Annotated in this window: 32 protein-coding genes; all 32 read left to right on the plus strand. The window is 54.5% G+C overall.

Features of this window, described 5'->3' with window-relative positions; all coding sequences use genetic code 11:
* The first annotated feature begins 140 nt into the window (after window positions 1-140).
* The 32 genes from rpsG (at window position 141) to DBR46_RS03930 (ending at window position 19517) form a co-directional block, all read left to right on the plus strand.
* Window positions 141-611: a 30S ribosomal protein S7 gene (rpsG, locus tag DBR46_RS03775; RefSeq protein ID WP_002555493.1), complete on the plus strand. Its 471-nt coding sequence runs from the start codon at window positions 141-143 to the stop codon at window positions 609-611.
* A 30-nt stretch (window positions 612-641) separates the two neighbouring features.
* Window positions 642-2747 carry an elongation factor G gene (gene fusA, locus DBR46_RS03780; protein WP_003194651.1) on the plus strand — a complete coding sequence of 702 codons (2106 nt, stop codon included), beginning with the start codon at window positions 642-644 and terminating at the stop codon, window positions 2745-2747.
* A gap of 30 nt (window positions 2748-2777) precedes the next feature.
* Window positions 2778-3971, plus strand: a complete 1194-nt coding sequence (gene tuf / locus DBR46_RS03785; RefSeq protein ID WP_124525079.1) for an elongation factor Tu — start codon at window positions 2778-2780, stop codon at window positions 3969-3971.
* A gap of 158 nt (window positions 3972-4129) precedes the next feature.
* Window positions 4130-4441 carry a 30S ribosomal protein S10 gene (gene rpsJ / locus DBR46_RS03790; RefSeq protein WP_003186070.1) on the plus strand — a complete coding sequence of 104 codons (312 nt, stop codon included), beginning with the start codon at window positions 4130-4132 and terminating at the stop codon, window positions 4439-4441.
* A gap of 81 nt (window positions 4442-4522) precedes the next feature.
* Window positions 4523-5158 carry a 50S ribosomal protein L3 gene (gene rplC / locus DBR46_RS03795; RefSeq protein WP_003194649.1) on the plus strand — a complete coding sequence of 212 codons (636 nt, stop codon included), beginning with the start codon at window positions 4523-4525 and terminating at the stop codon, window positions 5156-5158.
* 12 nt (window positions 5159-5170) lie between these two features.
* Window positions 5171-5773 carry a 50S ribosomal protein L4 gene (rplD, locus tag DBR46_RS03800; RefSeq protein ID WP_003176424.1) on the plus strand — a complete coding sequence of 201 codons (603 nt, stop codon included), beginning with the start codon at window positions 5171-5173 and terminating at the stop codon, window positions 5771-5773.
* Window positions 5770-6069, plus strand: coding sequence for a 50S ribosomal protein L23 (gene rplW / locus DBR46_RS03805; protein WP_002555488.1), 300 nt, complete (start codon window positions 5770-5772; stop codon window positions 6067-6069). Before rplD ends, rplW begins: the two co-directional genes overlap by 4 nt.
* Window positions 6070-6083: 14 nt before the next feature.
* Entirely contained in the window at window positions 6084-6908 is an 825-nt protein-coding gene (gene rplB / locus DBR46_RS03810; RefSeq protein WP_003176423.1) for a 50S ribosomal protein L2, read from the plus strand.
* A 16-nt stretch (window positions 6909-6924) separates the two neighbouring features.
* Window positions 6925-7200 carry a 30S ribosomal protein S19 gene (rpsS, locus tag DBR46_RS03815; protein ID WP_002555486.1) on the plus strand — a complete coding sequence of 92 codons (276 nt, stop codon included), beginning with the start codon at window positions 6925-6927 and terminating at the stop codon, window positions 7198-7200.
* 11 nt (window positions 7201-7211) lie between these two features.
* Window positions 7212-7544, plus strand: a complete 333-nt coding sequence (rplV, locus tag DBR46_RS03820; protein ID WP_003103908.1) for a 50S ribosomal protein L22 — start codon at window positions 7212-7214, stop codon at window positions 7542-7544.
* Between the two features lie 13 nt (window positions 7545-7557).
* Entirely contained in the window at window positions 7558-8244 is a 687-nt protein-coding gene (gene rpsC, locus DBR46_RS03825) for a 30S ribosomal protein S3 (RefSeq protein WP_003176422.1), read from the plus strand.
* Window positions 8245-8256: 12 nt separating this feature from the next.
* Window positions 8257-8670 (plus strand): 50S ribosomal protein L16, encoded by a 414-nt coding sequence (rplP, locus tag DBR46_RS03830; RefSeq protein WP_017736665.1) that lies wholly within the window; start codon window positions 8257-8259, stop codon window positions 8668-8670.
* The gene (gene rpmC, locus DBR46_RS03835; RefSeq protein ID WP_002555481.1) at window positions 8670-8861 is read left to right on the plus strand and encodes a 50S ribosomal protein L29; all 192 of its coding nucleotides are present in this window, start codon (window positions 8670-8672) and stop codon (window positions 8859-8861) included. Before rplP ends, rpmC begins: the two co-directional genes overlap by 1 nt.
* A 2-nt stretch (window positions 8862-8863) precedes the next feature.
* Window positions 8864-9130 carry a 30S ribosomal protein S17 gene (gene rpsQ / locus DBR46_RS03840; RefSeq protein WP_003176419.1) on the plus strand — a complete coding sequence of 89 codons (267 nt, stop codon included), beginning with the start codon at window positions 8864-8866 and terminating at the stop codon, window positions 9128-9130.
* A gap of 23 nt (window positions 9131-9153) precedes the next feature.
* Window positions 9154-9522, plus strand: coding sequence for a 50S ribosomal protein L14 (gene rplN, locus DBR46_RS03845; RefSeq protein WP_002555479.1), 369 nt, complete (start codon window positions 9154-9156; stop codon window positions 9520-9522).
* Window positions 9523-9533: 11 nt separating this feature from the next.
* A complete protein-coding gene (gene rplX, locus DBR46_RS03850) occupies window positions 9534-9848 on the plus strand; it encodes a 50S ribosomal protein L24 (protein WP_003176416.1) in 315 nt (104 codons plus the stop codon).
* A 22-nt stretch (window positions 9849-9870) separates the two neighbouring features.
* A complete protein-coding gene (gene rplE / locus DBR46_RS03855) occupies window positions 9871-10410 on the plus strand; it encodes a 50S ribosomal protein L5 (RefSeq protein ID WP_003194642.1) in 540 nt (179 codons plus the stop codon).
* 13 nt (window positions 10411-10423) lie between these two features.
* On the plus strand, window positions 10424-10729 hold the full coding sequence (gene rpsN / locus DBR46_RS03860) for a 30S ribosomal protein S14 (protein WP_003176414.1): 306 nt from the start codon (window positions 10424-10426) through the stop codon (window positions 10727-10729).
* A gap of 206 nt (window positions 10730-10935) precedes the next feature.
* Window positions 10936-11328, plus strand: a complete 393-nt coding sequence (rpsH, locus tag DBR46_RS03865; RefSeq protein WP_003176413.1) for a 30S ribosomal protein S8 — start codon at window positions 10936-10938, stop codon at window positions 11326-11328.
* Between the two features lie 12 nt (window positions 11329-11340).
* A complete protein-coding gene (rplF, locus tag DBR46_RS03870) occupies window positions 11341-11874 on the plus strand; it encodes a 50S ribosomal protein L6 (protein ID WP_003176412.1) in 534 nt (177 codons plus the stop codon).
* Between the two features lie 10 nt (window positions 11875-11884).
* Window positions 11885-12235, plus strand: coding sequence for a 50S ribosomal protein L18 (gene rplR / locus DBR46_RS03875; protein WP_017736664.1), 351 nt, complete (start codon window positions 11885-11887; stop codon window positions 12233-12235).
* A 3-nt stretch (window positions 12236-12238) separates the two neighbouring features.
* Entirely contained in the window at window positions 12239-12739 is a 501-nt protein-coding gene (gene rpsE, locus DBR46_RS03880) for a 30S ribosomal protein S5 (protein ID WP_003176409.1), read from the plus strand.
* A 2-nt stretch (window positions 12740-12741) separates the two neighbouring features.
* Window positions 12742-12918 carry a 50S ribosomal protein L30 gene (rpmD, locus tag DBR46_RS03885; protein WP_003186033.1) on the plus strand — a complete coding sequence of 59 codons (177 nt, stop codon included), beginning with the start codon at window positions 12742-12744 and terminating at the stop codon, window positions 12916-12918.
* A 3-nt stretch (window positions 12919-12921) separates the two neighbouring features.
* The gene (rplO, locus tag DBR46_RS03890; protein WP_003176407.1) at window positions 12922-13359 is read left to right on the plus strand and encodes a 50S ribosomal protein L15; all 438 of its coding nucleotides are present in this window, start codon (window positions 12922-12924) and stop codon (window positions 13357-13359) included.
* Window positions 13360-14688: a preprotein translocase subunit SecY gene (secY, locus tag DBR46_RS03895; protein WP_017736663.1), complete on the plus strand. Its 1329-nt coding sequence runs from the start codon at window positions 13360-13362 to the stop codon at window positions 14686-14688.
* A gap of 28 nt (window positions 14689-14716) precedes the next feature.
* Entirely contained in the window at window positions 14717-14833 is a 117-nt protein-coding gene (rpmJ, locus tag DBR46_RS03900; RefSeq protein ID WP_002555468.1) for a 50S ribosomal protein L36, read from the plus strand.
* A gap of 129 nt (window positions 14834-14962) precedes the next feature.
* Window positions 14963-15319, plus strand: coding sequence for a 30S ribosomal protein S13 (gene rpsM, locus DBR46_RS03905; protein WP_003194635.1), 357 nt, complete (start codon window positions 14963-14965; stop codon window positions 15317-15319).
* Window positions 15320-15349: 30 nt separating this feature from the next.
* Window positions 15350-15739 (plus strand): 30S ribosomal protein S11, encoded by a 390-nt coding sequence (gene rpsK, locus DBR46_RS03910; protein WP_002555466.1) that lies wholly within the window; start codon window positions 15350-15352, stop codon window positions 15737-15739.
* Between the two features lie 18 nt (window positions 15740-15757).
* Entirely contained in the window at window positions 15758-16378 is a 621-nt protein-coding gene (gene rpsD / locus DBR46_RS03915; RefSeq protein WP_003210056.1) for a 30S ribosomal protein S4, read from the plus strand.
* A 22-nt stretch (window positions 16379-16400) separates the two neighbouring features.
* Window positions 16401-17402 (plus strand): DNA-directed RNA polymerase subunit alpha, encoded by a 1002-nt coding sequence (rpoA, locus tag DBR46_RS03920; protein ID WP_003176403.1) that lies wholly within the window; start codon window positions 16401-16403, stop codon window positions 17400-17402.
* Between the two features lie 41 nt (window positions 17403-17443).
* Window positions 17444-17830 carry a 50S ribosomal protein L17 gene (gene rplQ, locus DBR46_RS03925; RefSeq protein WP_003176402.1) on the plus strand — a complete coding sequence of 129 codons (387 nt, stop codon included), beginning with the start codon at window positions 17444-17446 and terminating at the stop codon, window positions 17828-17830.
* A 238-nt stretch (window positions 17831-18068) separates the two neighbouring features.
* Window positions 18069-19517 carry a catalase gene (locus tag DBR46_RS03930; protein WP_124525123.1) on the plus strand — a complete coding sequence of 483 codons (1449 nt, stop codon included), beginning with the start codon at window positions 18069-18071 and terminating at the stop codon, window positions 19515-19517.
* Window positions 19518-19552 lie beyond the last annotated feature (35 nt).

The raw sequence follows: 19552 nt of genomic DNA on the forward strand, positions 1-19552 counted from the left end.
CGGTACCAAGAAGCCTAAGTAGTAGCGGCTTTTTGTAAAACTGAATCATCTTATTTTCTGAGTCGATAAGAGTAAGGTCGGAGGCGTCCCGAAAGGGCACCGATTCCGAGCGAACCTGAAGACCGTTTGAGGGCTTATCCATGCCAAGAAGACGCGTAGCAGCCAAGCGCGAAGTGCTTGACGATCCAAAATACGGAAGCCAAATCCTGGCCAAGTTCATGAACCACGTGATGGAAAGCGGCAAGAAAGCCGTTGCCGAGCGTATCGTTTATGGCGCGCTGGAAAAGGTTAAAGAACGCAAGAACAGCGACCCCCTGGAAATCTTCGAGAAAGCTCTCGACGCCATCGCTCCGCTGGTCGAAGTGAAGTCGCGCCGTGTAGGCGGTGCTACTTACCAGGTTCCGGTCGAAGTTCGCCCGTCCCGTCGTAACGCTCTGGCAATGCGCTGGTTGGTAGACTTCGCCCGTAAGCGCGGCGAGAAGTCTATGGCTCTGCGTTTGGCTGGCGAACTGTTGGACGCTGCTGAAGGTAAAGGTGCTGCTGTTAAGAAGCGTGAAGACGTGCACCGTATGGCTGAAGCTAACAAAGCTTTCTCGCACTACCGCTTCTAATCTTAGCTTCACTAATTTTGCGAGGGCTTTATGGCTCGTACTACTCCGATTAGCCGCTACCGTAACATCGGTATCGTTGCTCACGTGGATGCTGGTAAAACCACCACCACCGAGCGCGTACTGTTTTACACCGGCAAAAGTCACAAAATGGGCGAGGTGCATGACGGCGCCGCGACCACAGACTGGATGGTTCAGGAGCAGGAGCGTGGTATTACCATTACTTCTGCTGCTATTACCGCCTTCTGGAAAGGTTCCGAGAAGCAGTACAAAGACGAGCACCGCTTCAACGTAATCGATACCCCGGGCCACGTAGACTTCACCATTGAAGTTGAACGTTCCCTGCGCGTACTCGACGGCGCTGTCGTTGTGTTCTGCGGTACCTCGGGTGTTGAGCCTCAGTCGGAAACCGTATGGCGTCAAGCCAACAAGTACGGCGTTCCACGTCTTGTTTACGTAAACAAGATGGACCGTGCTGGTGCCAACTTCCTGCGCGTGATCGGTCAGATCAAGCAGCGTCTGGGTCACACTCCGGTGCCAATCCAATTGGCTATCGGTTCCGAAGACAACTTCCAGGGTCAGATCGATCTGATCAACATGGAAGCTGTTTACTGGAATGATTCCGACAAAGGTATGGTTCCTGTTCGTAAGCCTATCCCTGAAGAGCTTCAGGAGCTGGCTGACGAGTGGCGCAACAACATGGTTGAGGCTGCTGCCGAGGCCAGCGAAGAGCTGATGAACAAATACCTCGAAGGTGAAGAACTCACCAACGTGGAAATCAAGGCTGCTCTGCGTCAGCGTACTATCGCTGGCGAAATCGTCTTGGCTGTTTGCGGTTCTTCCTTCAAGAACAAGGGTGTTCCCCTGGTTCTCGACGCCGTTATCGACTACCTGCCGGCTCCAACCGACATTCCTGCTATCAAGGGTTCCAACCCTGATAACGAGGAAGAAGAGATGGAGCGTCATGCAGACGACAACGAGCCGTTCTCGGCTTTGGCGTTCAAGATCGCTACCGACCCATTCGTGGGTACCTTGACCTTCGTCCGCGTTTACTCGGGCGTGTTGGCATCCGGCGACGGCGTGATCAACTCGGTTAAAGGCAAGAAAGAGCGCGTGGGTCGTATGGTGCAAATGCACGCAAACGCCCGTGAAGAGATCAAGGAAGTGCGCGCTGGTGACATCGCGGCCCTGATCGGCATGAAGGACGTCACCACTGGTGAGACTTTGTGCGACGCTGCCAAGCCAATCATCCTGGTTCGCATGGACTTCCCGGAGCCGGTTATTTCGGTTGCCGTAGAGCCTAAGACCAAGGATGACCAGGAAAAAATGGGTATCGCTCTGGGCAAGCTTGCTCAGGAAGATCCATCTTTCCGCGTTAAAACTGATGAAGAGACTGGTCAAACGATCATCTCCGGCATGGGCGAGTTGCACCTGGACATCCTGGTTGACCGGATGCGCCGTGAGTTCAACGTCGAAGCCAACATCGGTAAGCCTCAGGTTTCCTATCGTGAGCGCATCACGAAGAATTGCGAAATCGAAGGCAAGTTCGTTCGTCAGTCCGGCGGTCGTGGTCAGTTCGGTCACTGCTGGATCCGTTTTGCTCCTGCTGACGAAGGTCAGGAAGGTCTGCAATTCGTGAACGAAGTAGTTGGTGGTGTGGTTCCTAAGGAATACATCCCGGCTATCCAGAAGGGCATCGAAGAGCAGATGAAGAACGGTGTTGTTGCCGGCTATCCGCTGATCGGCCTGAAAGCAACCGTTTTTGACGGTTCTTACCACGACGTCGACTCCAACGAGATGGCGTTTAAGGTGGCTGCCTCCATGGCAACCAAGCAACTGGCCCAGAAGGGCGGTGGTGAGTTGCTTGAGCCGATCATGGCGGTAGAAGTTGTTACACCTGAAGACTATATGGGTGATGTCATGGGCGACCTTAACCGTCGTCGCGGCATGATCTTGGGTATGGAAGACACGGTTTCCGGCAAAGTGATTCGCGCCGAGGTTCCGTTGGGTGAGATGTTCGGTTATGCGACCGACGTTCGCTCCATGTCCCAGGGTCGCGCAAGCTACTCTATGGAATTCAAAAAATACAACACAGCTCCGGCGCACATCGCTGAAACTGTATCCAAAAAACAAGGCTGATTCAGTCCTTTAGGCAAGGAGTTAATTGTCGTGGCTAAAGAAAAATTTGATCGTTCCCTACCGCACGTAAACGTTGGCACTATCGGCCACGTTGACCACGGTAAAACCACTCTGACCGCTGCTCTGACTCGCGTCTGCTCCGAAGTTTTCGGTTCGGCTCGTGTTGACTTCGACAAGATCGACAGCGCACCAGAAGAAAAAGCTCGTGGTATCACCATCAACACCGCGCACGTTGAATACAACTCGCTGATCCGTCACTACGCTCACGTTGACTGCCCAGGTCACGCTGACTATGTGAAGAACATGATCACCGGTGCTGCCCAGATGGACGGCGCGATCCTGGTTTGCTCGGCCGCTGATGGTCCGATGCCACAAACCCGTGAGCACATCCTGCTGTCCCGTCAGGTAGGCGTTCCGTACATCGTGGTTTTCCTGAACAAGGCTGACCTGGTAGACGACGCTGAGCTGCTGGAACTGGTTGAGATGGAAGTGCGCGATCTGCTGAGCACTTACGACTTCCCAGGCGACGACACTCCGATCATCATCGGTTCTGCTCGTATGGCTCTGGAAGGTAAAGACGACAACGAAATGGGCACCACTGCCGTTCGTAAACTGGTTGAAACTCTGGACAGCTACATCCCAGAACCAGTTCGTCTGACCGACAAGCCGTTCCTGATGCCAATCGAAGACGTATTCTCGATCTCCGGTCGCGGTACTGTTGTGACTGGTCGTATCGAGCGCGGTATCGTTCGCGTTCAAGACCCACTGGAAATCGTTGGTCTGCGTGACACCACCGTCACCACCTGCACCGGTGTTGAAATGTTCCGCAAACTGCTCGACGAAGGTCGTGCTGGCGAGAACTGCGGCGTTCTGCTGCGTGGTACCAAGCGTGACGACGTTGAGCGTGGCCAGGTTCTGGTTAAGCCAGGTTCGGTTAAGCCGCACACCAAGTTCACCGCAGAAGTCTACGTTCTGAGCAAAGAAGAAGGCGGTCGTCACACTCCGTTCTTCAAAGGCTACCGTCCTCAGTTCTACTTCCGTACTACTGACGTGACTGGTAACTGCCAGCTGCCAGAAGGCGTTGAAATGGTAATGCCAGGTGATAACATCCAAATGGAAGTTACCCTGATCAAAACCATCGCAATGGAAGACGGTCTGCGCTTCGCTATCCGTGAAGGCGGCCGTACCGTTGGTGCTGGTGTTGTAGCTAAAATCATCGAGTAAGCTCTTTTTTGAGTTAGCTTGATGCTTTGAAAAAGGCCCCCGCTCAGCGGGGGCTTTTTTTATTGGGTTGACACCTATCTGGGGCGTCTATAGAATTGCGCCTCCTTTTAACGGGCGTATTGCGCTCGCTGGGAATAGCAGCCGGAGTCTGAAATCCAATGCAAAATCAGCAAATCCGTATCAGGTTGAAGGCTTTTGACCATCGCCTGATCGACCAATCCACCCAGGAAATCGTGGAAACCGCGAAACGTACTGGTGCACAAGTGCGTGGTCCAATTCCACTGCCTACCCGTAAAGAGCGGTTCACCGTTCTGGTCTCCCCGCACGTCAACAAAGACGCGCGTGACCAGTACGAGATCCGTACTCATAAGCGCGTTCTGGACATCGTCCAGCCAACGGATAAAACCGTTGATGCACTTATGAAGCTTGATCTGGCGGCCGGTGTGGAAGTACAGATCAGCCTCGGCTAAGACTTGGGTCTTAGTCGTGTAACGCTCTGAAATGGGCGGCCATAGCGGGTGAAAGCCCCGTACACTCATGAGGTTTACAACATGACTATTGGTGTAGTCGGTCGTAAATGCGGTATGACCCGTATTTTCACCGAAGAAGGTGTCTCCATTCCGGTCACGGTCATTGAGATCGAACCGAATCGCGTCACCCAGTTCAAAACTGAAGAAACCGATGGCTATCGTGCAGTGCAAGTCACTGTCGGCGAGCGTCGTGCTTCGCGCGTGACTGCTGCTCAAGCAGGTCACTTCGCAAAAGCAAACGTTGCAGCTGGTCGTACTGTTATGGAGTTCCGTCTTGAAGATGGCGACTACCAGGCTGGCGATCTGATCAACGCTGAAATCTTCGCCGCTGGTCAACTGGTTGATGTAACCGGTCAGTCCAAGGGTAAAGGCTTCCAGGGTACGATCAAGCGTTGGAATTTCCGTGGCCAAGACAACACTCACGGTAACTCCGTTTCCCACCGCGTCCCGGGCTCTATTGGCCAGTGCCAGACTCCTGGTCGTGTATTCAAGGGCAAAAAAATGTCCGGTCATATGGGCGCTGAGCGCGTGACCGTGCAGTCCCTCGAAGTAGTGCGCGTCGACGCTGAACGCAATCTGTTGTTGGTCAAGGGTGCTGTTCCTGGCGCTACTGGCGGCAACCTGGTTGTACGTCCAGCGGCCAAGGCTCGCGGTTAAGGGGAAGCTGACATGCAATTAAATGTAAATGACGCTCAAGCGATCGAAGTTTCCGAACTGACATTTGGCGGCGAATTCAACGAGACGCTCGTTCACCAAGCAGTCGTGGCCTACATGGCCGGCGGCCGTCAAGGTAGCAAGCAGCAAAAGACCCGTTCCGACGTACGTGGTGGCGGTAAGCGCCCTTGGCGTCAGAAAGGCACTGGCCGTGCTCGTGCCGGTACTATCCGTAGCCCAATCTGGCGTGGCGGCGGTACCACTTTCGCAGCTCGTCCACAGGATCACTCTCAGAAGCTCAACAAGAAGATGTACCGCGCAGCACTGCGCTCCATCCTTGCTGAACTCGTGCGTACTGATCGTCTGGTCGTGGTTCAGGACTTCGCTGTTGAAAGTCCAAAAACCAAAGATCTGCTGGGCAAGCTGAACAACATGAGCCTGACCGACGTTTTGATCGTGTCTGAAGCTGTTGATCAGAACCTGTACCTGGCTGCTCGCAACCTGCCACACGTTGATGTACGTGACGTGCAAGGTTCCGATCCAGTTAGTCTGATCGCATACGACAAGGTGTTGATCACCGTGTCGGCCGTGAAGAAATTCGAGGAGCTGCTGGGATGAACCAGGAACGCGTATTTAAAGTTCTGCTTGGCCCGCACGTTTCCGAAAAGGCTACGGTTCTGGCTGACAAGAAAGGCCAGTTCGTTTTCAAGGTTGCAACTGACGCAACCAAGCTGGAAATCAAGAAGGCCGTCGAAAGCCTGTTCAGCGTGAAAGTAGAGCGTGTTACTACCCTGAATGTTCTGGGTAAGAGCAAGCGCACTGCTCGCGGTCTGGGCAAGCGTAATGACTGGAAGAAGGCAGTTATCTCCCTTCAGCCAGGCCAAGATCTCGATTTCAGCAGCAGTGCTGAGTAAGGAAGGGGTGCATCATGGCAATCGTTAAATGCAAACCGACTTCCCCTGGCCGCCGTTTTGTGGTCAAGGTGGTCAACCAGGAGCTGCATAAAGGCGCTCCTCACGCACCGCTGCTCGAGAAAAAATCGAAGACTGGTGGTCGTAACAACAATGGTCGTATTACCACTCGTCACATCGGTGGTGGCCATAAGCAGCATTATCGTCTGGTCGATTTCCGTCGCAACGACAAAGATGGCATCTCTGCCACTGTCGAGCGTATTGAATACGATCCAAACCGTACTGCTCACATCGCTCTGCTGCTGTACGCAGATGGCGAGCGTCGCTACATCATCGCCCCTAAAGGCGTGAGCGCTGGCGACCAGCTGATCGCAGGTGCCCTGGCACCGATCAAGCCGGGCAACGCTCTGCAACTGCGTAACATTCCAGTTGGTAGCACCGTACACGGCATCGAATTGAAGCCAGGTAAAGGCGCACAGATCGCTCGTTCCGCTGGTGCTTCGGCTCAGCTGATCGCTCGTGAAGGTGTCTACGTGACCCTGCGTCTGCGTTCTGGTGAGATGCGTAAAGTGCTGGCTGAATGCCGCGCGACCCTGGGCGAAGTCTCGAACTCCGAGCACAGCCTGCGTTCGCTGGGTAAAGCTGGTGCCAAACGCTGGCGTGGCGTTCGCCCAACCGTTCGTGGTGTTGCCATGAACCCGGTTGACCACCCACACGGTGGTGGTGAAGGTCGTACCTCTGGTGGTCGTCATCCGGTATCGCCATGGGGCTTCCCGACTAAGGGCGCGAAGACTCGTGGTAATAAGCGTACCGACAAAATGATCGTCCGTCGTCGCAAGTAAATAGAGGGATACGACAGTGCCACGTTCTCTGAAAAAAGGTCCTTTTATTGATCTTCACCTACTGAAGAAGATCGAAGTGGCGGCGGAAAAGAATGATCGCAAACCGGTGAAAACCTGGTCGCGTCGTTCGATGATCCTGCCACAAATGGTCGGTCTGACCATCGCAGTACACAACGGTCGTCAACACGTCCCAGTTCTCGTTAACGAAGACATGGTCGGCCACAAACTGGGCGAGTTTGCCGGTACCCGCACTTATCGTGGGCACGTGGCAGACAAGAAAGCCAAGCGTTAAGGGGTTAGGAAATGGAAGTAGCCGCTAAGTTGTCGGGCGCTCGAATCTCCGCCCAGAAAGCCCGCTTGGTCGCCGACCAGATCCGCGGGAAGAAGGTGGGCGAAGCGCTCAACCTGTTGGCTTTCAGCAGTAAGAAAGCCGCCGAGATCATGAAGAAAGTGCTGGAGTCGGCCGTAGCCAACGCCGAGCATAACGAAGGCGCAGACGTTGATGACCTGAAGGTCAGCACCGTTTTCGTCAACGAAGGGCGTTCGCTGAAGCGCATCATGCCACGTGCCAAAGGCCGTGCTGATCGCATCGTCAAGCGGTCTTGCCATATCACTGTCAAGGTTGCTGACAAGTAACGGAGTCGAAGAGATGGGTCAGAAAGTACATCCCATTGGCATTCGCCTGGGAATCGTCAAGGAGCACACCTCCGTCTGGTACGCAGACGGTCGGACTTATGCGGACTACTTGTTCGCTGATCTGAAGGTGCGTGAGTATCTCCAAGACAAACTAAAAAGCGCGTCCGTAAGCCGTATCGATATCCATCGTCCGGCACAAACTGCACGTATCACCATCCACACTGCTCGTCCAGGTATCGTTATCGGGAAGAAAGGTGAAGATGTTGAGAAACTGCGTCAGGACCTGACCAAGCAAATGGGTGTGCCTGTGCACATCAATATCGAAGAGATCCGTAAGCCGGAACTCGACGGTATGCTGGTTGCGCAGAGCGTAGCTCAGCAGCTGGAGCGTCGCGTAATGTTCCGTCGCGCTATGAAGCGCGCCGTACAGAACGCCATGCGCATTGGTGCCAAAGGCATCAAAATCCAAGTGAGCGGTCGTCTCGGCGGTGCTGAAATCGCACGTACTGAATGGTATCGCGAAGGTCGTGTGCCACTGCACACCCTGCGTGCCGACATCGACTATGCCAACTACGAAGCTCACACCACTTACGGTGTGATCGGTGTAAAGGTTTGGATCTTCAAAGGCGAAGTAATTGGTGGTCGCCAAGAAGAACTGAAACCACAAGCACCAGCGCCTCGTAAAAAAGCTGCTAAGTAAGGGGTACGCCAAATGTTGCAACCTAAGCGTACGAAGTTCCGCAAGCAGATGACAGGCCACAACCGTGGTCTGGCTCAGCGCGGTAGCAAAGTCAGCTTCGGCGAGTTCGCGCTGAAGTCTGTAGCTCGTGGTCGTCTCACCGCTCGTCAGATCGAGTCAGCGCGTCGTGCTCTGACCCGTCACGTTAAACGTGGCGGCAAGATCTGGATCCGTGTATTCCCGGACAAGCCGATCTCCAAGAAGCCTCTCGAAGTGCGGATGGGTAAAGGTAAGGGTAACGTGGAATATTGGGTTGCCCAGATTCAGCCAGGCAAAGTCCTGTATGAAATCGAGGGTGTTACTGAAGAGCTGGCGCGTGAGGCTTTCGCCCTGGCTGCTGCAAAGCTGCCGCTCGCCACCTCCTTTGTTAAACGGACGGTGATGTGATGAAAGCGAATGAACTTCGTGAAAAATCCGCACAGCAGCTGAACGAGCAACTGCTCGGCTTGCTGCGCGACCAGTTCAATCTGCGTATGCAGAAAGCAACTGGCCAGTTGGGGCAGTCTCATCTGCTCTCGCAAGTTAAGCGTGACATCGCTCGCGTGAAGACTGTGCTCAACCAGCAGGCAGGTAAGTGATCATGGCTGAAGCCGAAAAGACTGTCCGTACGCTGACTGGCCGTGTTGTCAGCGACAAGATGGACAAAACCATCACCGTTTTGATCGAGCGTCGCGTTAAGCACCCGATCTACGGTAAATATGTTAAGCGTTCGACTAAGCTGCACGCGCACGACGAAACCAATCAGTGCCACATCGGCGACAAAGTCACTATTCGTGAAACTCGTCCGCTGGCCAAGACCAAGTCTTGGGCACTGGTTGATGTTCTCGAACGCGCTGTGGAAGTCTAAGGACTAGGGGTCGGAGAAATTATATGATTCAGACTCAATCCATGCTCGATGTGGCCGATAACAGCGGCGCTCGCCGTGTTATGTGCATCAAGGTGCTGGGTGGCTCCCATCGTCGTTACGCTGGTATCGGTGACATCATCAAAGTTACCGTGAAGGAAGCAATTCCTCGCGGTAAAGTGAAAAAAGGCCAAGTGATGACTGCTGTTGTAGTCCGCACTCGTCACGGCGTACGTCGTGCTGATGGCTCCATTATCCGCTTTGATGGCAACGCTGCTGTTCTTCTGAACAACAAGCAAGAGCCGATCGGCACCCGTATCTTTGGGCCAGTGACCCGTGAACTTCGTACTGAGAAGTTCATGAAGATCGTCTCGCTCGCCCCAGAAGTGCTGTAAGGAGATCCGACATGCAAAAGATTCGTCGTGACGACGAGATCATCGTGATCGCCGGCAAAGACAAAGGTAAGCGCGGTAAGGTGCTTAAGGTTCTCGCTAATAACCGTCTGGTTATCGGTGGTCTGAACCTGGTTAAGCGTCATACCAAGCCTAACCCGATGTCGGGCGTGCAGGGCGGTATCGTCGAGAAAGAAGCTCCGCTGGATGCTTCTAACGTCGCCATCTTCAACGGCGAAACCAACAAGGCTGACCGCGTTGGTTTCAAAGTAGAAGACGGTAAGAAAATTCGTGTCTTCAAGTCGACCCAAAAAGCGGTTGATGCTTGAACACTGCTAGGTAGATTAGACCATGGCACGACTACAAGAGATTTACCGGAAGGAAATCGCCCCTAAGCTTAAGGAAGAACTTAAGCTTGGGAACGTGATGGAAGTTCCGCGCGTTACCAAAATCACCCTGAACATGGGTCTGGGCGAAGCGATCGGCGACAAAAAAGTCATCGAGCACGCTGTTGCTGACCTGGAAAAGATCACCGGCCAGAAAGTCGTTGTGACCTACGCTCGGAAATCCATCGCTGGCTTTAAAGTCCGTGAAGGTTGGCCGATCGGCGTCAAAGTGACCCTGCGCCGTGAGCGTATGTATGAATTCCTGGATCGTCTGCTGTCGATCTCCCTGCCTCGGGTTCGCGACTTCCGCGGCCTGAATGCCAAGTCCTTCGATGGTCGTGGTAACTACAGCATGGGCGTGAAAGAGCAGATCATCTTCCCGGAAATCGACTACGACAAGATCGATGCTCTCCGCGGTCTGGACATCACCCTGACCACCACTGCCAAGAACGATGATGAAGGTCGCGCCCTGTTGCGTGCTTTCAAATTCCCGTTCCGCAACTGATTGGAGTAGGACCATGGCCAAGATGAGCATGAAAAACCGCGAGCTGAAGCGTCAGCTCACGGTTGCCAAGTACGCCAAGAAGCGTGCAGCACTGAAAGCAATCATCGTTGATCTGAACGCAAGTCCAGAAGCGCGTTGGGAAGCTACAGTTGCTCTGCAGAAGCAGCCACGTGACGCAAGCGCTTCGCGCATGCGTAACCGCTGCCGCCTGACCGGTCGTCCACACGGCGTTTACCGCAAGTTCGGCCTCGGCCGTAACAAACTGCGTGAAGCGGCAATGCGTGGTGACGTACCAGGTCTGGTTAAAGCCAGCTGGTAAGTACTTTCAGCGTCCAGGTGGTCTGAATCGCAAGATACTGACCGCCGGTGACCTTGAATCTGGAACAAGCCCCTTTTGGGGCTTGTTTCATTTCCGGAGTGTGTCTAAAATACGCGGCTCGCCTGAGCCCGTGTTTTTTACCCGGAGATTCTCGGCGACATATGTAGCCGCAAGGCTAATTTTTTTGTATTAGGAGCGTCTAGCCCATGAGTATGCAGGACCCGTTAGCGGACATGCTAACTCGTATCCGTAATGCCCAGATGGCTGAAAAGTCCGTCGTAAGCATGCCATCTTCCAAGTTGAAGGTAGCTGTTGCCAAAGTCCTGAAAGACGAAGGCTACATTGCGGGTTATCAGATCAGCAGCGAAATCAAACCACTGCTGTCCATCGAGCTGAAGTACTTCGAAGGCCGTTCGGTCATCGAGGAAGTGAAGCGCGTTAGCCGTCCAGGCCTGCGTCAGTACAAGTCCGCTGAAGATCTGCCGAAAGTTCGTGGCGGTCTGGGCGTGTCTATCGTCTCCACCAACAAAGGTGTGATGACGGATCGTGCTGCGCGCGCTGCCGGTGTCGGCGGCGAAGTTCTTTGCACTGTGTTCTAAGGGGGGATAAGCATGTCTCGCGTCGCTAAGAACCCCGTTAAGCTGCCAGCCGGTGTCGAAGTCAAATTCGCAGGCCAACAGCTTTCGGTGAAGGGTGCCAAGGGTACTCTTGAACTGAACATCCATTCGTCCGTTGAGATCGTTGAAGAAGCTGGTGAGCTGCGTTTCGCTGCTCGCAATGGCGATCAACAAACTCGCGCAATGGCCGGTACCACGCGTGCGTTGGTAAACAACATGGTCCAAGGCGTAAGCCAAGGCTTCGAGCGTAAGCTCCAGCTGGTCGGTGTTGGTTACAAAGCGCAAGCAAAAGGCACGGTTTTGAACCTGGCCCTTGGCTTCTCGCACCCAGTGGATTACGAACTGCCGGAAGGCATCACCGCTGAGACTCCTAGCCAGACCGATATCCTGATCAAGGGCATCGATAAGCAACTGGTAGGTCAAGTGGCTGCTGAGATCCGCGACTTCCGTCCACCAGAGCCGTACAAAGGCAAAGGTGTGCGCTACGCGGACGAAGTCGTCCGTCGTAAAGAAGCCAAGAAGAAGTAGGGCATAGCAAATGACCGACAAAAAAGTTACTCGACTGCGTCGCGCTCGCAAAGCACGCCTGAAAATGCACGAACTCGAAGTCGTGCGTCTCTGCGTGTTCCGCTCGTCGCAGCACATCTACGCCCAGGTCATCTCGGCCGACGGCAACAAAGTCCTGGCAAGCGCCTCGACTTTGGATAAAGAACTGCGTGATGGTGCCACTGGCAACATCGACGCGGCCACAAAGGTTGGCCAGCTGGTCGCTACGCGTGCTAAGGCCGCTGGCGTCTCGCAAGTGGCTTTCGACCGCTCTGGCTTCAAGTACCACGGTCGCGTGAAAGCGCTGGCTGATGGCGCTCGTGAAGCTGGGCTGGAGTTCTAAGTTATGTCAAATAACGACCAAAAGCGCGACGAAGGCTACATTGAGAAGCTGGTTCAAGTTAACCGCGTAGCCAAAACCGTTAAAGGCGGCCGTATCTTCACTTTCACCGCGTTGACCGTGGTTGGTGATGGTAAAGGGCGTGTTGGCTTCGGCCGTGGCAAGTCGCGTGAAGTGCCTGCTGCGATCCAGAAGGCAATGGAAGCTGCTCGCCGCAACATGATCCAAGTTGACCTGAACGGGACCACTCTGCAGTACGCAATGAAGTCCGCCCATGGCGCTTCGAAGGTGTACATGCAGCCTGCTTCTGAAGGTACCGGTATCATCGCTGGCGGCGCTATGCGTGCTGTCCTCGAGGTTGCTGGCGTTCAGAACGTTCTGGCCAAGTGCTACGGCTCGACTAACCCGGTAAACGTGGTTCACGCCACTTTCAAAGGTTTGAAAGCTATGCAATCTCCTGAGTCCATCGCTGCTAAGCGTGGTCTGACTGTCAAGGAGATCTTCTGATCATGGCTACCGTTAAAGTAACGCTGATCAAGAGCATGACCGGCCGCATCCCTAACCACAAACTGTGCGTTAAGGGTCTGGGTCTGCGTCGCATCGGTCACACTGTAGAAGTACTTGATACTCCCGAGAATCGCGGGATGATCAACAAGGCTTACTACATGCTGCGTGTAGAGGGTTAATCGATGAAACTCAATGATCTGAGTCCAGCGCCGGGTTCCCGTCGCGAAAAGCATCGTCCGGGCCGTGGTATCGGTAGCGGTTTGGGTAAGACTGGTGGCCGTGGCCACAAAGGTCAGACCTCCCGTTCCGGTGGCACCATCGCTCCAGGCTTTGAAGGCGGTCAACAGCCGCTGCATCGTCGCCTGCCTAAGTTCGGTTTCGTATCCCTGAAAGCCATGGATCGCGCAGAAGTGCGTCTGTCCGAGCTGGCTAAAGTGGAAGGCGACATCGTTACTGTGCAGACCCTGAAAGATGCCAACGTGATCAACGTCAACGTACAGCGTGTGAAAATCATGCTGTCCGGTGAAGTGACTCGCGCTGTCACTATCGGCAAGGGAATCGGCGCCACCAAAGGTGCGCGTTCGGCTATCGAAGCAGCTGGCGGCAAGTTCGAGGAATAAATGGCTAAGCAAGGTGCTCTCTCAGCGCTCGGCAAAGGCGGTATGTCTGAACTTTGGGCTCGTCTGCGTTTTCTGTTCCTGGCGATTATCGTCTACCGAATAGGCGCACACATCCCGGTTCCAGGTATCAACCCGGACCGACTCGCAGACCTGTTTCGACAGAATGAGGGGACCATTCTTAGCTTGTTCAACATGTTTTCCGGCGGCGCGCTGGAACGGATGAGCATCTTTGCACTGGGGATCATGCCGTACATTTCGGCATCGATCATCATGCAACTGATGACCGCCGTCAGCCCGCAGCTGGAGCAGTTGAAGAAGGAAGGTGAAGCTGGCCGTCGCAAGATTAGCCAGTACACCCGCTACGGCACTGTAGCCCTCGCCCTGGTCCAAGCTATCGGCATGTCCGTTGGCCTGGCTGGGCAGGGTGTTGCGTTCACTGGTGACTTTGGCTTCCATTTCGTCGCGGTATCCACGTTTGTGGCTGGTGCGATGTTCATGATGTGGCTGGGTGAGCAGATTACTGAGCGTGGTGTTGGTAACGGTATCTCGATGTTGATTTTCGCAGGTATCGTCGCCGGTCTTCCGAGAGCAATTGGGCAGTCTTTCGAGTCTGCGCGTCAGGGTGATATCAATATCTTCGCCCTGGTTGCCATCGGTTTGCTGGCAGTAGCGATTATCGGTTTTGTGGTGTTCATTGAGCGTGGCCAGCGTCGTATTGCTGTTCACTACGCCAAGCGTCAGCAGGGCCGTAAGGTCTTCGCTGCGCAGACCAGCCACTTGCCGCTGAAAGTGAATATGGCCGGTGTTATTCCGGCAATTTTCGCGAGCAGCATTTTGCTGTTTCCGGCTTCGTTGGGTACCTGGTTTGGTCAGTCTGAAAATATGGGCTGGCTGCAGGACCTCTCTCAGTCGATCGCTCCTGGTCAGCCGTTGAATATTCTGCTGTTTAGTGCAGGGATTATTTTCTTCTGCTTCTTCTATACGGCGTTGATGTTCAATCCGAAAGACGTAGCGGAAAACCTGAAGAAGTCCGGTGCCTTTATTCCGGGCATCCGTCCAGGTGAGCAGTCGGCACGCTACATTGATGGCGTTCTGACTCGTTTGACCCTGTTCGGTGCTCTATATATGACGGCCGTGTGCTTGTTGCCCCAGTTCCTGGTGGTTGCAGCAAACGTTCCGTTCTACCTTGGCGGGACCTCGTTGCTGATCGTCGTCGTGGTTGTGATGGACTTCATGTCCCAAGTACAATCGCACCTCGTTTCGCACCAGTACGAATCCCTGATGAAGAAAGCCAACCTGAAGGGCTACGGCAGCGGCATGTTGCGCTGAGTACCCCATAAGGTTCGAGGAGTTGGTGATGAAAGTTCGTGCATCGGTGAAAAAGCTGTGCCGTAACTGCAAGATTATTCGCCGCGAAGGTGTTGTTCGAGTAATTTGCAGCGCGGAACCGCGTCACAAACAGCGCCAAGGCTGAGTGTGATCCGCTTGAAGCCCGGCAGCTAGTGCGCTGCCGGGTTGATTATTTGTTATTACAGCGATATTATCTCGCGCCCTATTTCTTGGCTTCCGGGGCGTAGGTAGCTGTCAATTGGAGTCCCACTGAATGGCCCGTATTGCAGGCGTTAACATTCCAGATAACAAGCACACTGTTATCTCGCTGACCTACATCTATGGTGTTGGTCGCACAACTGCGCAGAAGATTTGCGCGGTCGCTGGGGTAAACCCAGCCGCTAAGATCAAGGATCTGAGCGACGAGCAGATTGAACAGCTGCGTGGCGAAGTGGCGAAGTTCACCACTGAAGGTGACCTGCGTCGCGAAATCAACATGAAAATCAAGCGTTTGATGGACCTCGGTTGCTATCGCGGTCTGCGTCATCGTCGTGGTCTTCCAGTACGCGGTCAGCGTACCAAGACTAACGCGCGTACCCGTAAAGGTCCGCGTAAGCCGATCCGCAAGTAATCGCCCCAGCGAATCGACAGGAAAATTATCATGGCAAAACCTGCTGCTCGTCCTCGTAAAAAAGTTAAAAAGACAGTGGTTGATGGCATCGCCCACATCCATGCTTCTTTTAACAACACAATCGTGACCATCACCGACCGTCAAGGTAACGCGCTGTCTTGGGCTACCTCTGGTGGTTCGGGTTTCCGCGGTTCCCGCAAGTCCACCCCGTTCGCTGCTCAAGTAGCTGCTGAACGTGCTGGTCAAGCTGCGCTGGAATACGGCCTGAAAAACCTCGACGTTAACGTCAAAGGTCCAGGTCCAGGTCGTGAGTCTGCTGTCCGTGCTTTGAACGGCTGTGGCTATAAGATCGCCAGCATCACCGACGTGACGCCAATCCCGCACAACGGGTGCCGTCCGCCGAAGAAGCGCCGCGTGTAATCCAGGAGATTGTAAAGAATGGCTCGTTACATTGGTCCAAAATGCAAACTCGCTCGTCGCGAAGGCACCGATCTCTTCCTGAAGAGCGGCGTGCGCGCGATCGAATCGAAGTGCAACATCGAAGCAGCACCTGGTATCCACGGCCAACGCCGCGGTCGCCAGTCCGACTACGGCACCCAACTGCGTGAAAAGCAGAAGGTCCGTCGTATCTACGGCGTTCTCGAGCGTCAGTTCAGCGGCTACTACAAAGAAGCTGCTGGCAAGAAAGGTGCAACCGGTGAAAACCTGCTGCAACTGCTCGAATGCCGTCTGGACAACGTTGTATACCGTATGGGCTTTGGTTCGACTCGTGCCGAATCCCGTCAGCTGGTATCGCACAAATCCGTCAGCGTAAACGGCCAAACCGTTAACGTCCCGTCTTACCAGGTTCGTGCTGGTGACGTGGTCGCGATTCGCGAGAAAGCAAAAAACCAACTTCGCATTGTCCAAGCTCTCGATCTGTGTGCCCAACGTGGCCGCGTAGAATGGGTAGAAGTAGACACTGAGAAGAAGTCGGGCGTTTTCAAGAACGTTCCTGCTCGCAGTGATCTGTCCGCCGACATCAACGAAAGCCTGATTGTCGAGCTCTACTCCAAGTAAGGGCTAGAAAATAGGTGCATCCATGCAGATTTCGGTAAATGAGTTCCTGACACCCCGCCACATTGATGTGCAGGTTGTCAGTCCAACCCGCGCCAAGATCACTCTCGAGCCTCTCGAGCGTGGTTTTGGCCACACCCTGGGCAACGCGCTGCGCCGCATCCTGTTGTCCTCAATGCCCGGCTGTGCAGTAGTCGAGGCCGAGATTGACGGTGTGCTCCACGAGTACAGCGCCATCGAAGGTGTACAGGAAGACGTAATTGAAATCCTGTTGAACCTTAAAGGTCTGGCTATCAAGCTGCACGGCCGTGACGAAGTTACGCTGACCTTGTCGAAGAAGGGTTCGGGGGTGGTTACCGCTGCCGATATTCAGCTGGATCATGATGTCGAGATCGTTAATCCCGATCACGTAATCGCTAACCTGGCGTCTAACGGCGCCCTGAACATGAAGCTCACCGTAGCTCGTGGTCGTGGTTATGAACCGGCCGACTCGCGTCAGAGCGATGAAGACGAAAGCCGCAGCATTGGTCGCTTGCAGCTTGACTCTTCGTTCAGCCCGGTTCGCCGTATCGCATACGTGGTGGAAAACGCCCGTGTCGAACAGCGTACTAACCTGGACAAGCTGGTTATTGATCTGGAAACCAACGGTACTCTGGATCCTGAAGAGGCTATCCGCCGCGCTGCAACCATCCTGCAACAGCAGTTGGCTGCGTTCGTCGACCTCAAAGGTGACAGCGAACCAGTGGTAATCGAGCAGGAAGACGAGATCGATCCGATCCTGCTTCGCCCGGTTGACGATCTGGAACTGACTGTACGTTCGGCTAACTGCCTTAAGGCGGAAAACATTTACTACATCGGCGACCTGATTCAGCGTACCGAAGTAGAACTGTTGAAGACTCCGAACCTGGGCAAGAAATCCTTGACTGAAATCAAGGACGTTCTGGCCTCCCGCGGTCTGTCCCTCGGCATGCGCCTCGACAACTGGCCGCCTGCAAGTCTTAAGAAGGACGACAAGGCGACTGCCTGATCGTCGTAATCACCGAACGTGAGTTTGGTAAGGAATGAACCATGCGTCATCGTAAAAGTGGTCGTCACCTGAGCCGTACCAGCTCGCACCGCAAGGCCATGTTTCAAAACATGGCGGTGTCGCTGTTCGAGCACGAGCTGATCAAAACTACACTGCCGAAAGCTAAAGAACTGCGTCGCGTTGCTGAGCCGCTGATCACTTTGGCCAAGACAGACAGCCTGGCTAACCGCCGTCTGGCTTTCGACCGTACTCGTTCGAAAGCTATCGTTGGTAAGCTCTTCAACGACCTGGGCAAGCGTTACGCTACCCGTGAGGGTGGCTACCTGCGCATCCTCAAGTGCGGTTTCCGCGCTGGCGACAACGCGCCTATGGCGTACGTCGAGTTGGTTGATCGTGCTACTGCCGGCGAAGCTGTAAGCGCCGAGTAAGACGTCAAGCTGTAACGAAAAACCGGGCCTAGTGCCCGGTTTTTTGTGCGCGTAACAAAAGCACCACCCATACAAGCTTCCCAGGGCAGTGGCATGCACTATCGGTCTCGGAGTTGTTGGTAGTAATTTTCTATTGAAGTCCGCAATTTAATGAATTTGTGGGTGTCATCTTCATGATCAATACTCTCCACCAAGCCGATTAGCCGGCAGTTTCAAGTCCGACCTGAGGAATATGCACATGAGCCAGAGTAAAGTTCTTACCACCGCCAGCGGCGCCCCTGTCGCGGACAACCAGAATTCCCGTTCCGCTGGGCCGCGTGGTCCGTTGCTGCTCGACGATTTCCATCTGATCGAGAAGCTCGCTCACTTCAACCGTGAAAATATTCCTGAGCGGCGTGTGCACGCCAAGGGTTCGGGGGCTTACGGTACCTTCACGGTCTCTAAAGACATTACCCAGTACACCAGTGCCAAGCTGTTCGAGTCTGTGGGCAAGCAGACCCCAACCTTTCTGCGATTTTCTACTGTGGGTGGCGAGCGCGGTTCGGCTGACACCGAGCGTGATCCACGTGGCTTCGCGTTGAAGTTCTACACCGAAGAAGGCAACTGGGACATCGTGGGTAACAATACCCCCGTGTTCTTCATCCGTGACCCGTTGAAATTCCCTGACTTCATCCACACTCAAAAGCGTCTGCCCCAGAGCAATCTGAAGAGCGCGCAGATGATGTGGGATTTCTGGTCGCACTCTCCAGAGGCGCTGCATCAGGTCACCATTCTGTTTTCGGATCGCGGCATCCCGGATGGCTACCGCCACATGCACGGCTTCGGTAGCCACACTTACAGCCTGATCAACGCAAAGGGTGAGCGTCACTGGGTGAAGTGGCACTACAAAACCAAGCAGGGCATCAAGAATCTGGCGCCAGCTGAAGCTGCGCGCCTGGCCGGGACTGATCCTGATTACGCCCAACGCGACCTGTTCGGCGCAATTGAGCGTGGTGATTTCCCGAAATGGCGTGTCTGCATCCAGGTCATGACTGAGGCTCAAGCCGCTGCTCACTATGAAAACCCTTTCGATGTGACCAAAACCTGGTCGCAGAAGGAGTTCCCGCTGATTGAAGTCGGCGAACTGGAACTGAACCGTAACCCGCAGAACTACTTCGCTGAAGTTGAACAGGCTGCATTCGGCCCGAGCAACATGGTTCCAGGTGTCGGCCTGTCACCAGACCGCATGCTGCAAGGTCGCGTATTCGCCTATGCCGATGCCCACCGCTACCGTGTCGGTACAAACCACCAGCAACTGCCGGTGAATGCGCCTCTGAGCCCGGTGAACAGCTACCAGCGTGATGGTTCGATGGCGTTTGGCCCCAACGGTGGTGCCGCTCCTAACTACGAACCCAACAGCTACGCCGACGCGCCTAAACAAGCGCCTCAATATGCTGAGCCTGCGCTGGCCCTGAGCGGTGCCGCCGATCGTTACGATCACCGCGAAGACACTGACTACTACAGCCACGCCGGTGCGCTGTTCCGTCTGATGAGCGATGAGCAAAAAGCATTGCTCACCAACAACATCGCCGGTGCAATGGCTGGGGTTTCCAATGAGGTGGTTCAGCGTCAACTGGCGCACTTCTACAAGGCCGATCCAGCGTACGGAGAAGCAATCGCAAAGGCACTGGGTGTATCGCTTAACTGACTCTAAACGATAAGCAGAACCGCCCTCATTTGGGC

The organism is Pseudomonas sp. KBW05, from assembly GCF_003852405.1.
Classification (GTDB): domain Bacteria; phylum Pseudomonadota; class Gammaproteobacteria; order Pseudomonadales; family Pseudomonadaceae; genus Aquipseudomonas.

Bases quoted from the DNA above. Each gene is read 5' to 3' on its own strand.
- rplW (WP_002555488.1), top strand. From the start codon at position 5,770: ATGAACCAGGAACGCGTATTTAAAGTTCTGCTTGGCCCGCACGTTTCC.
- secY (WP_017736663.1), top strand. From the start codon at position 13,360: ATGGCTAAGCAAGGTGCTCTCTCAGCGCTCGGCAAAGGCGGTATGTCT.
- rplV (WP_003103908.1), top strand. From the start codon at position 7,212: ATGGAAGTAGCCGCTAAGTTGTCGGGCGCTCGAATCTCCGCCCAGAAA.
- rpsH (WP_003176413.1), top strand. From the start codon at position 10,936: ATGAGTATGCAGGACCCGTTAGCGGACATGCTAACTCGTATCCGTAAT.
- rplN (WP_002555479.1), top strand. From the start codon at position 9,154: ATGATTCAGACTCAATCCATGCTCGATGTGGCCGATAACAGCGGCGCT.
- rplB (WP_003176423.1), top strand. From the start codon at position 6,084: ATGGCAATCGTTAAATGCAAACCGACTTCCCCTGGCCGCCGTTTTGTG.
- rplE (WP_003194642.1), top strand. From the start codon at position 9,871: ATGGCACGACTACAAGAGATTTACCGGAAGGAAATCGCCCCTAAGCTT.
- rplO (WP_003176407.1), top strand. From the start codon at position 12,922: ATGAAACTCAATGATCTGAGTCCAGCGCCGGGTTCCCGTCGCGAAAAG.
- rpsK (WP_002555466.1), top strand. From the start codon at position 15,350: ATGGCAAAACCTGCTGCTCGTCCTCGTAAAAAAGTTAAAAAGACAGTG.
- rpmD (WP_003186033.1), top strand. From the start codon at position 12,742: ATGGCTACCGTTAAAGTAACGCTGATCAAGAGCATGACCGGCCGCATC.
- rplF (WP_003176412.1), top strand. From the start codon at position 11,341: ATGTCTCGCGTCGCTAAGAACCCCGTTAAGCTGCCAGCCGGTGTCGAA.
- rpmC (WP_002555481.1), top strand. From the start codon at position 8,670: ATGAAAGCGAATGAACTTCGTGAAAAATCCGCACAGCAGCTGAACGAG.
- rpsC (WP_003176422.1), top strand. From the start codon at position 7,558: ATGGGTCAGAAAGTACATCCCATTGGCATTCGCCTGGGAATCGTCAAG.
- rpsM (WP_003194635.1), top strand. From the start codon at position 14,963: ATGGCCCGTATTGCAGGCGTTAACATTCCAGATAACAAGCACACTGTT.
- rplX (WP_003176416.1), top strand. From the start codon at position 9,534: ATGCAAAAGATTCGTCGTGACGACGAGATCATCGTGATCGCCGGCAAA.
- rplQ (WP_003176402.1), top strand. From the start codon at position 17,444: ATGCGTCATCGTAAAAGTGGTCGTCACCTGAGCCGTACCAGCTCGCAC.
- rplD (WP_003176424.1), top strand. From the start codon at position 5,171: ATGCAATTAAATGTAAATGACGCTCAAGCGATCGAAGTTTCCGAACTG.
- rplR (WP_017736664.1), top strand. From the start codon at position 11,885: ATGACCGACAAAAAAGTTACTCGACTGCGTCGCGCTCGCAAAGCACGC.
- rplP (WP_017736665.1), top strand. From the start codon at position 8,257: ATGTTGCAACCTAAGCGTACGAAGTTCCGCAAGCAGATGACAGGCCAC.
- rpoA (WP_003176403.1), top strand. From the start codon at position 16,401: ATGCAGATTTCGGTAAATGAGTTCCTGACACCCCGCCACATTGATGTG.
- rplC (WP_003194649.1), top strand. From the start codon at position 4,523: ATGACTATTGGTGTAGTCGGTCGTAAATGCGGTATGACCCGTATTTTC.
- rpsE (WP_003176409.1), top strand. From the start codon at position 12,239: ATGTCAAATAACGACCAAAAGCGCGACGAAGGCTACATTGAGAAGCTG.
- rpsN (WP_003176414.1), top strand. From the start codon at position 10,424: ATGGCCAAGATGAGCATGAAAAACCGCGAGCTGAAGCGTCAGCTCACG.
- rpsQ (WP_003176419.1), top strand. From the start codon at position 8,864: ATGGCTGAAGCCGAAAAGACTGTCCGTACGCTGACTGGCCGTGTTGTC.
- fusA (WP_003194651.1), top strand. From the start codon at position 642: ATGGCTCGTACTACTCCGATTAGCCGCTACCGTAACATCGGTATCGTT.
- DBR46_RS03930 (WP_124525123.1), top strand. From the start codon at position 18,069: ATGAGCCAGAGTAAAGTTCTTACCACCGCCAGCGGCGCCCCTGTCGCG.
- rpsJ (WP_003186070.1), top strand. From the start codon at position 4,130: ATGCAAAATCAGCAAATCCGTATCAGGTTGAAGGCTTTTGACCATCGC.
- rpmJ (WP_002555468.1), top strand. From the start codon at position 14,717: ATGAAAGTTCGTGCATCGGTGAAAAAGCTGTGCCGTAACTGCAAGATT.
- rpsG (WP_002555493.1), top strand. From the start codon at position 141: ATGCCAAGAAGACGCGTAGCAGCCAAGCGCGAAGTGCTTGACGATCCA.
- rpsD (WP_003210056.1), top strand. From the start codon at position 15,758: ATGGCTCGTTACATTGGTCCAAAATGCAAACTCGCTCGTCGCGAAGGC.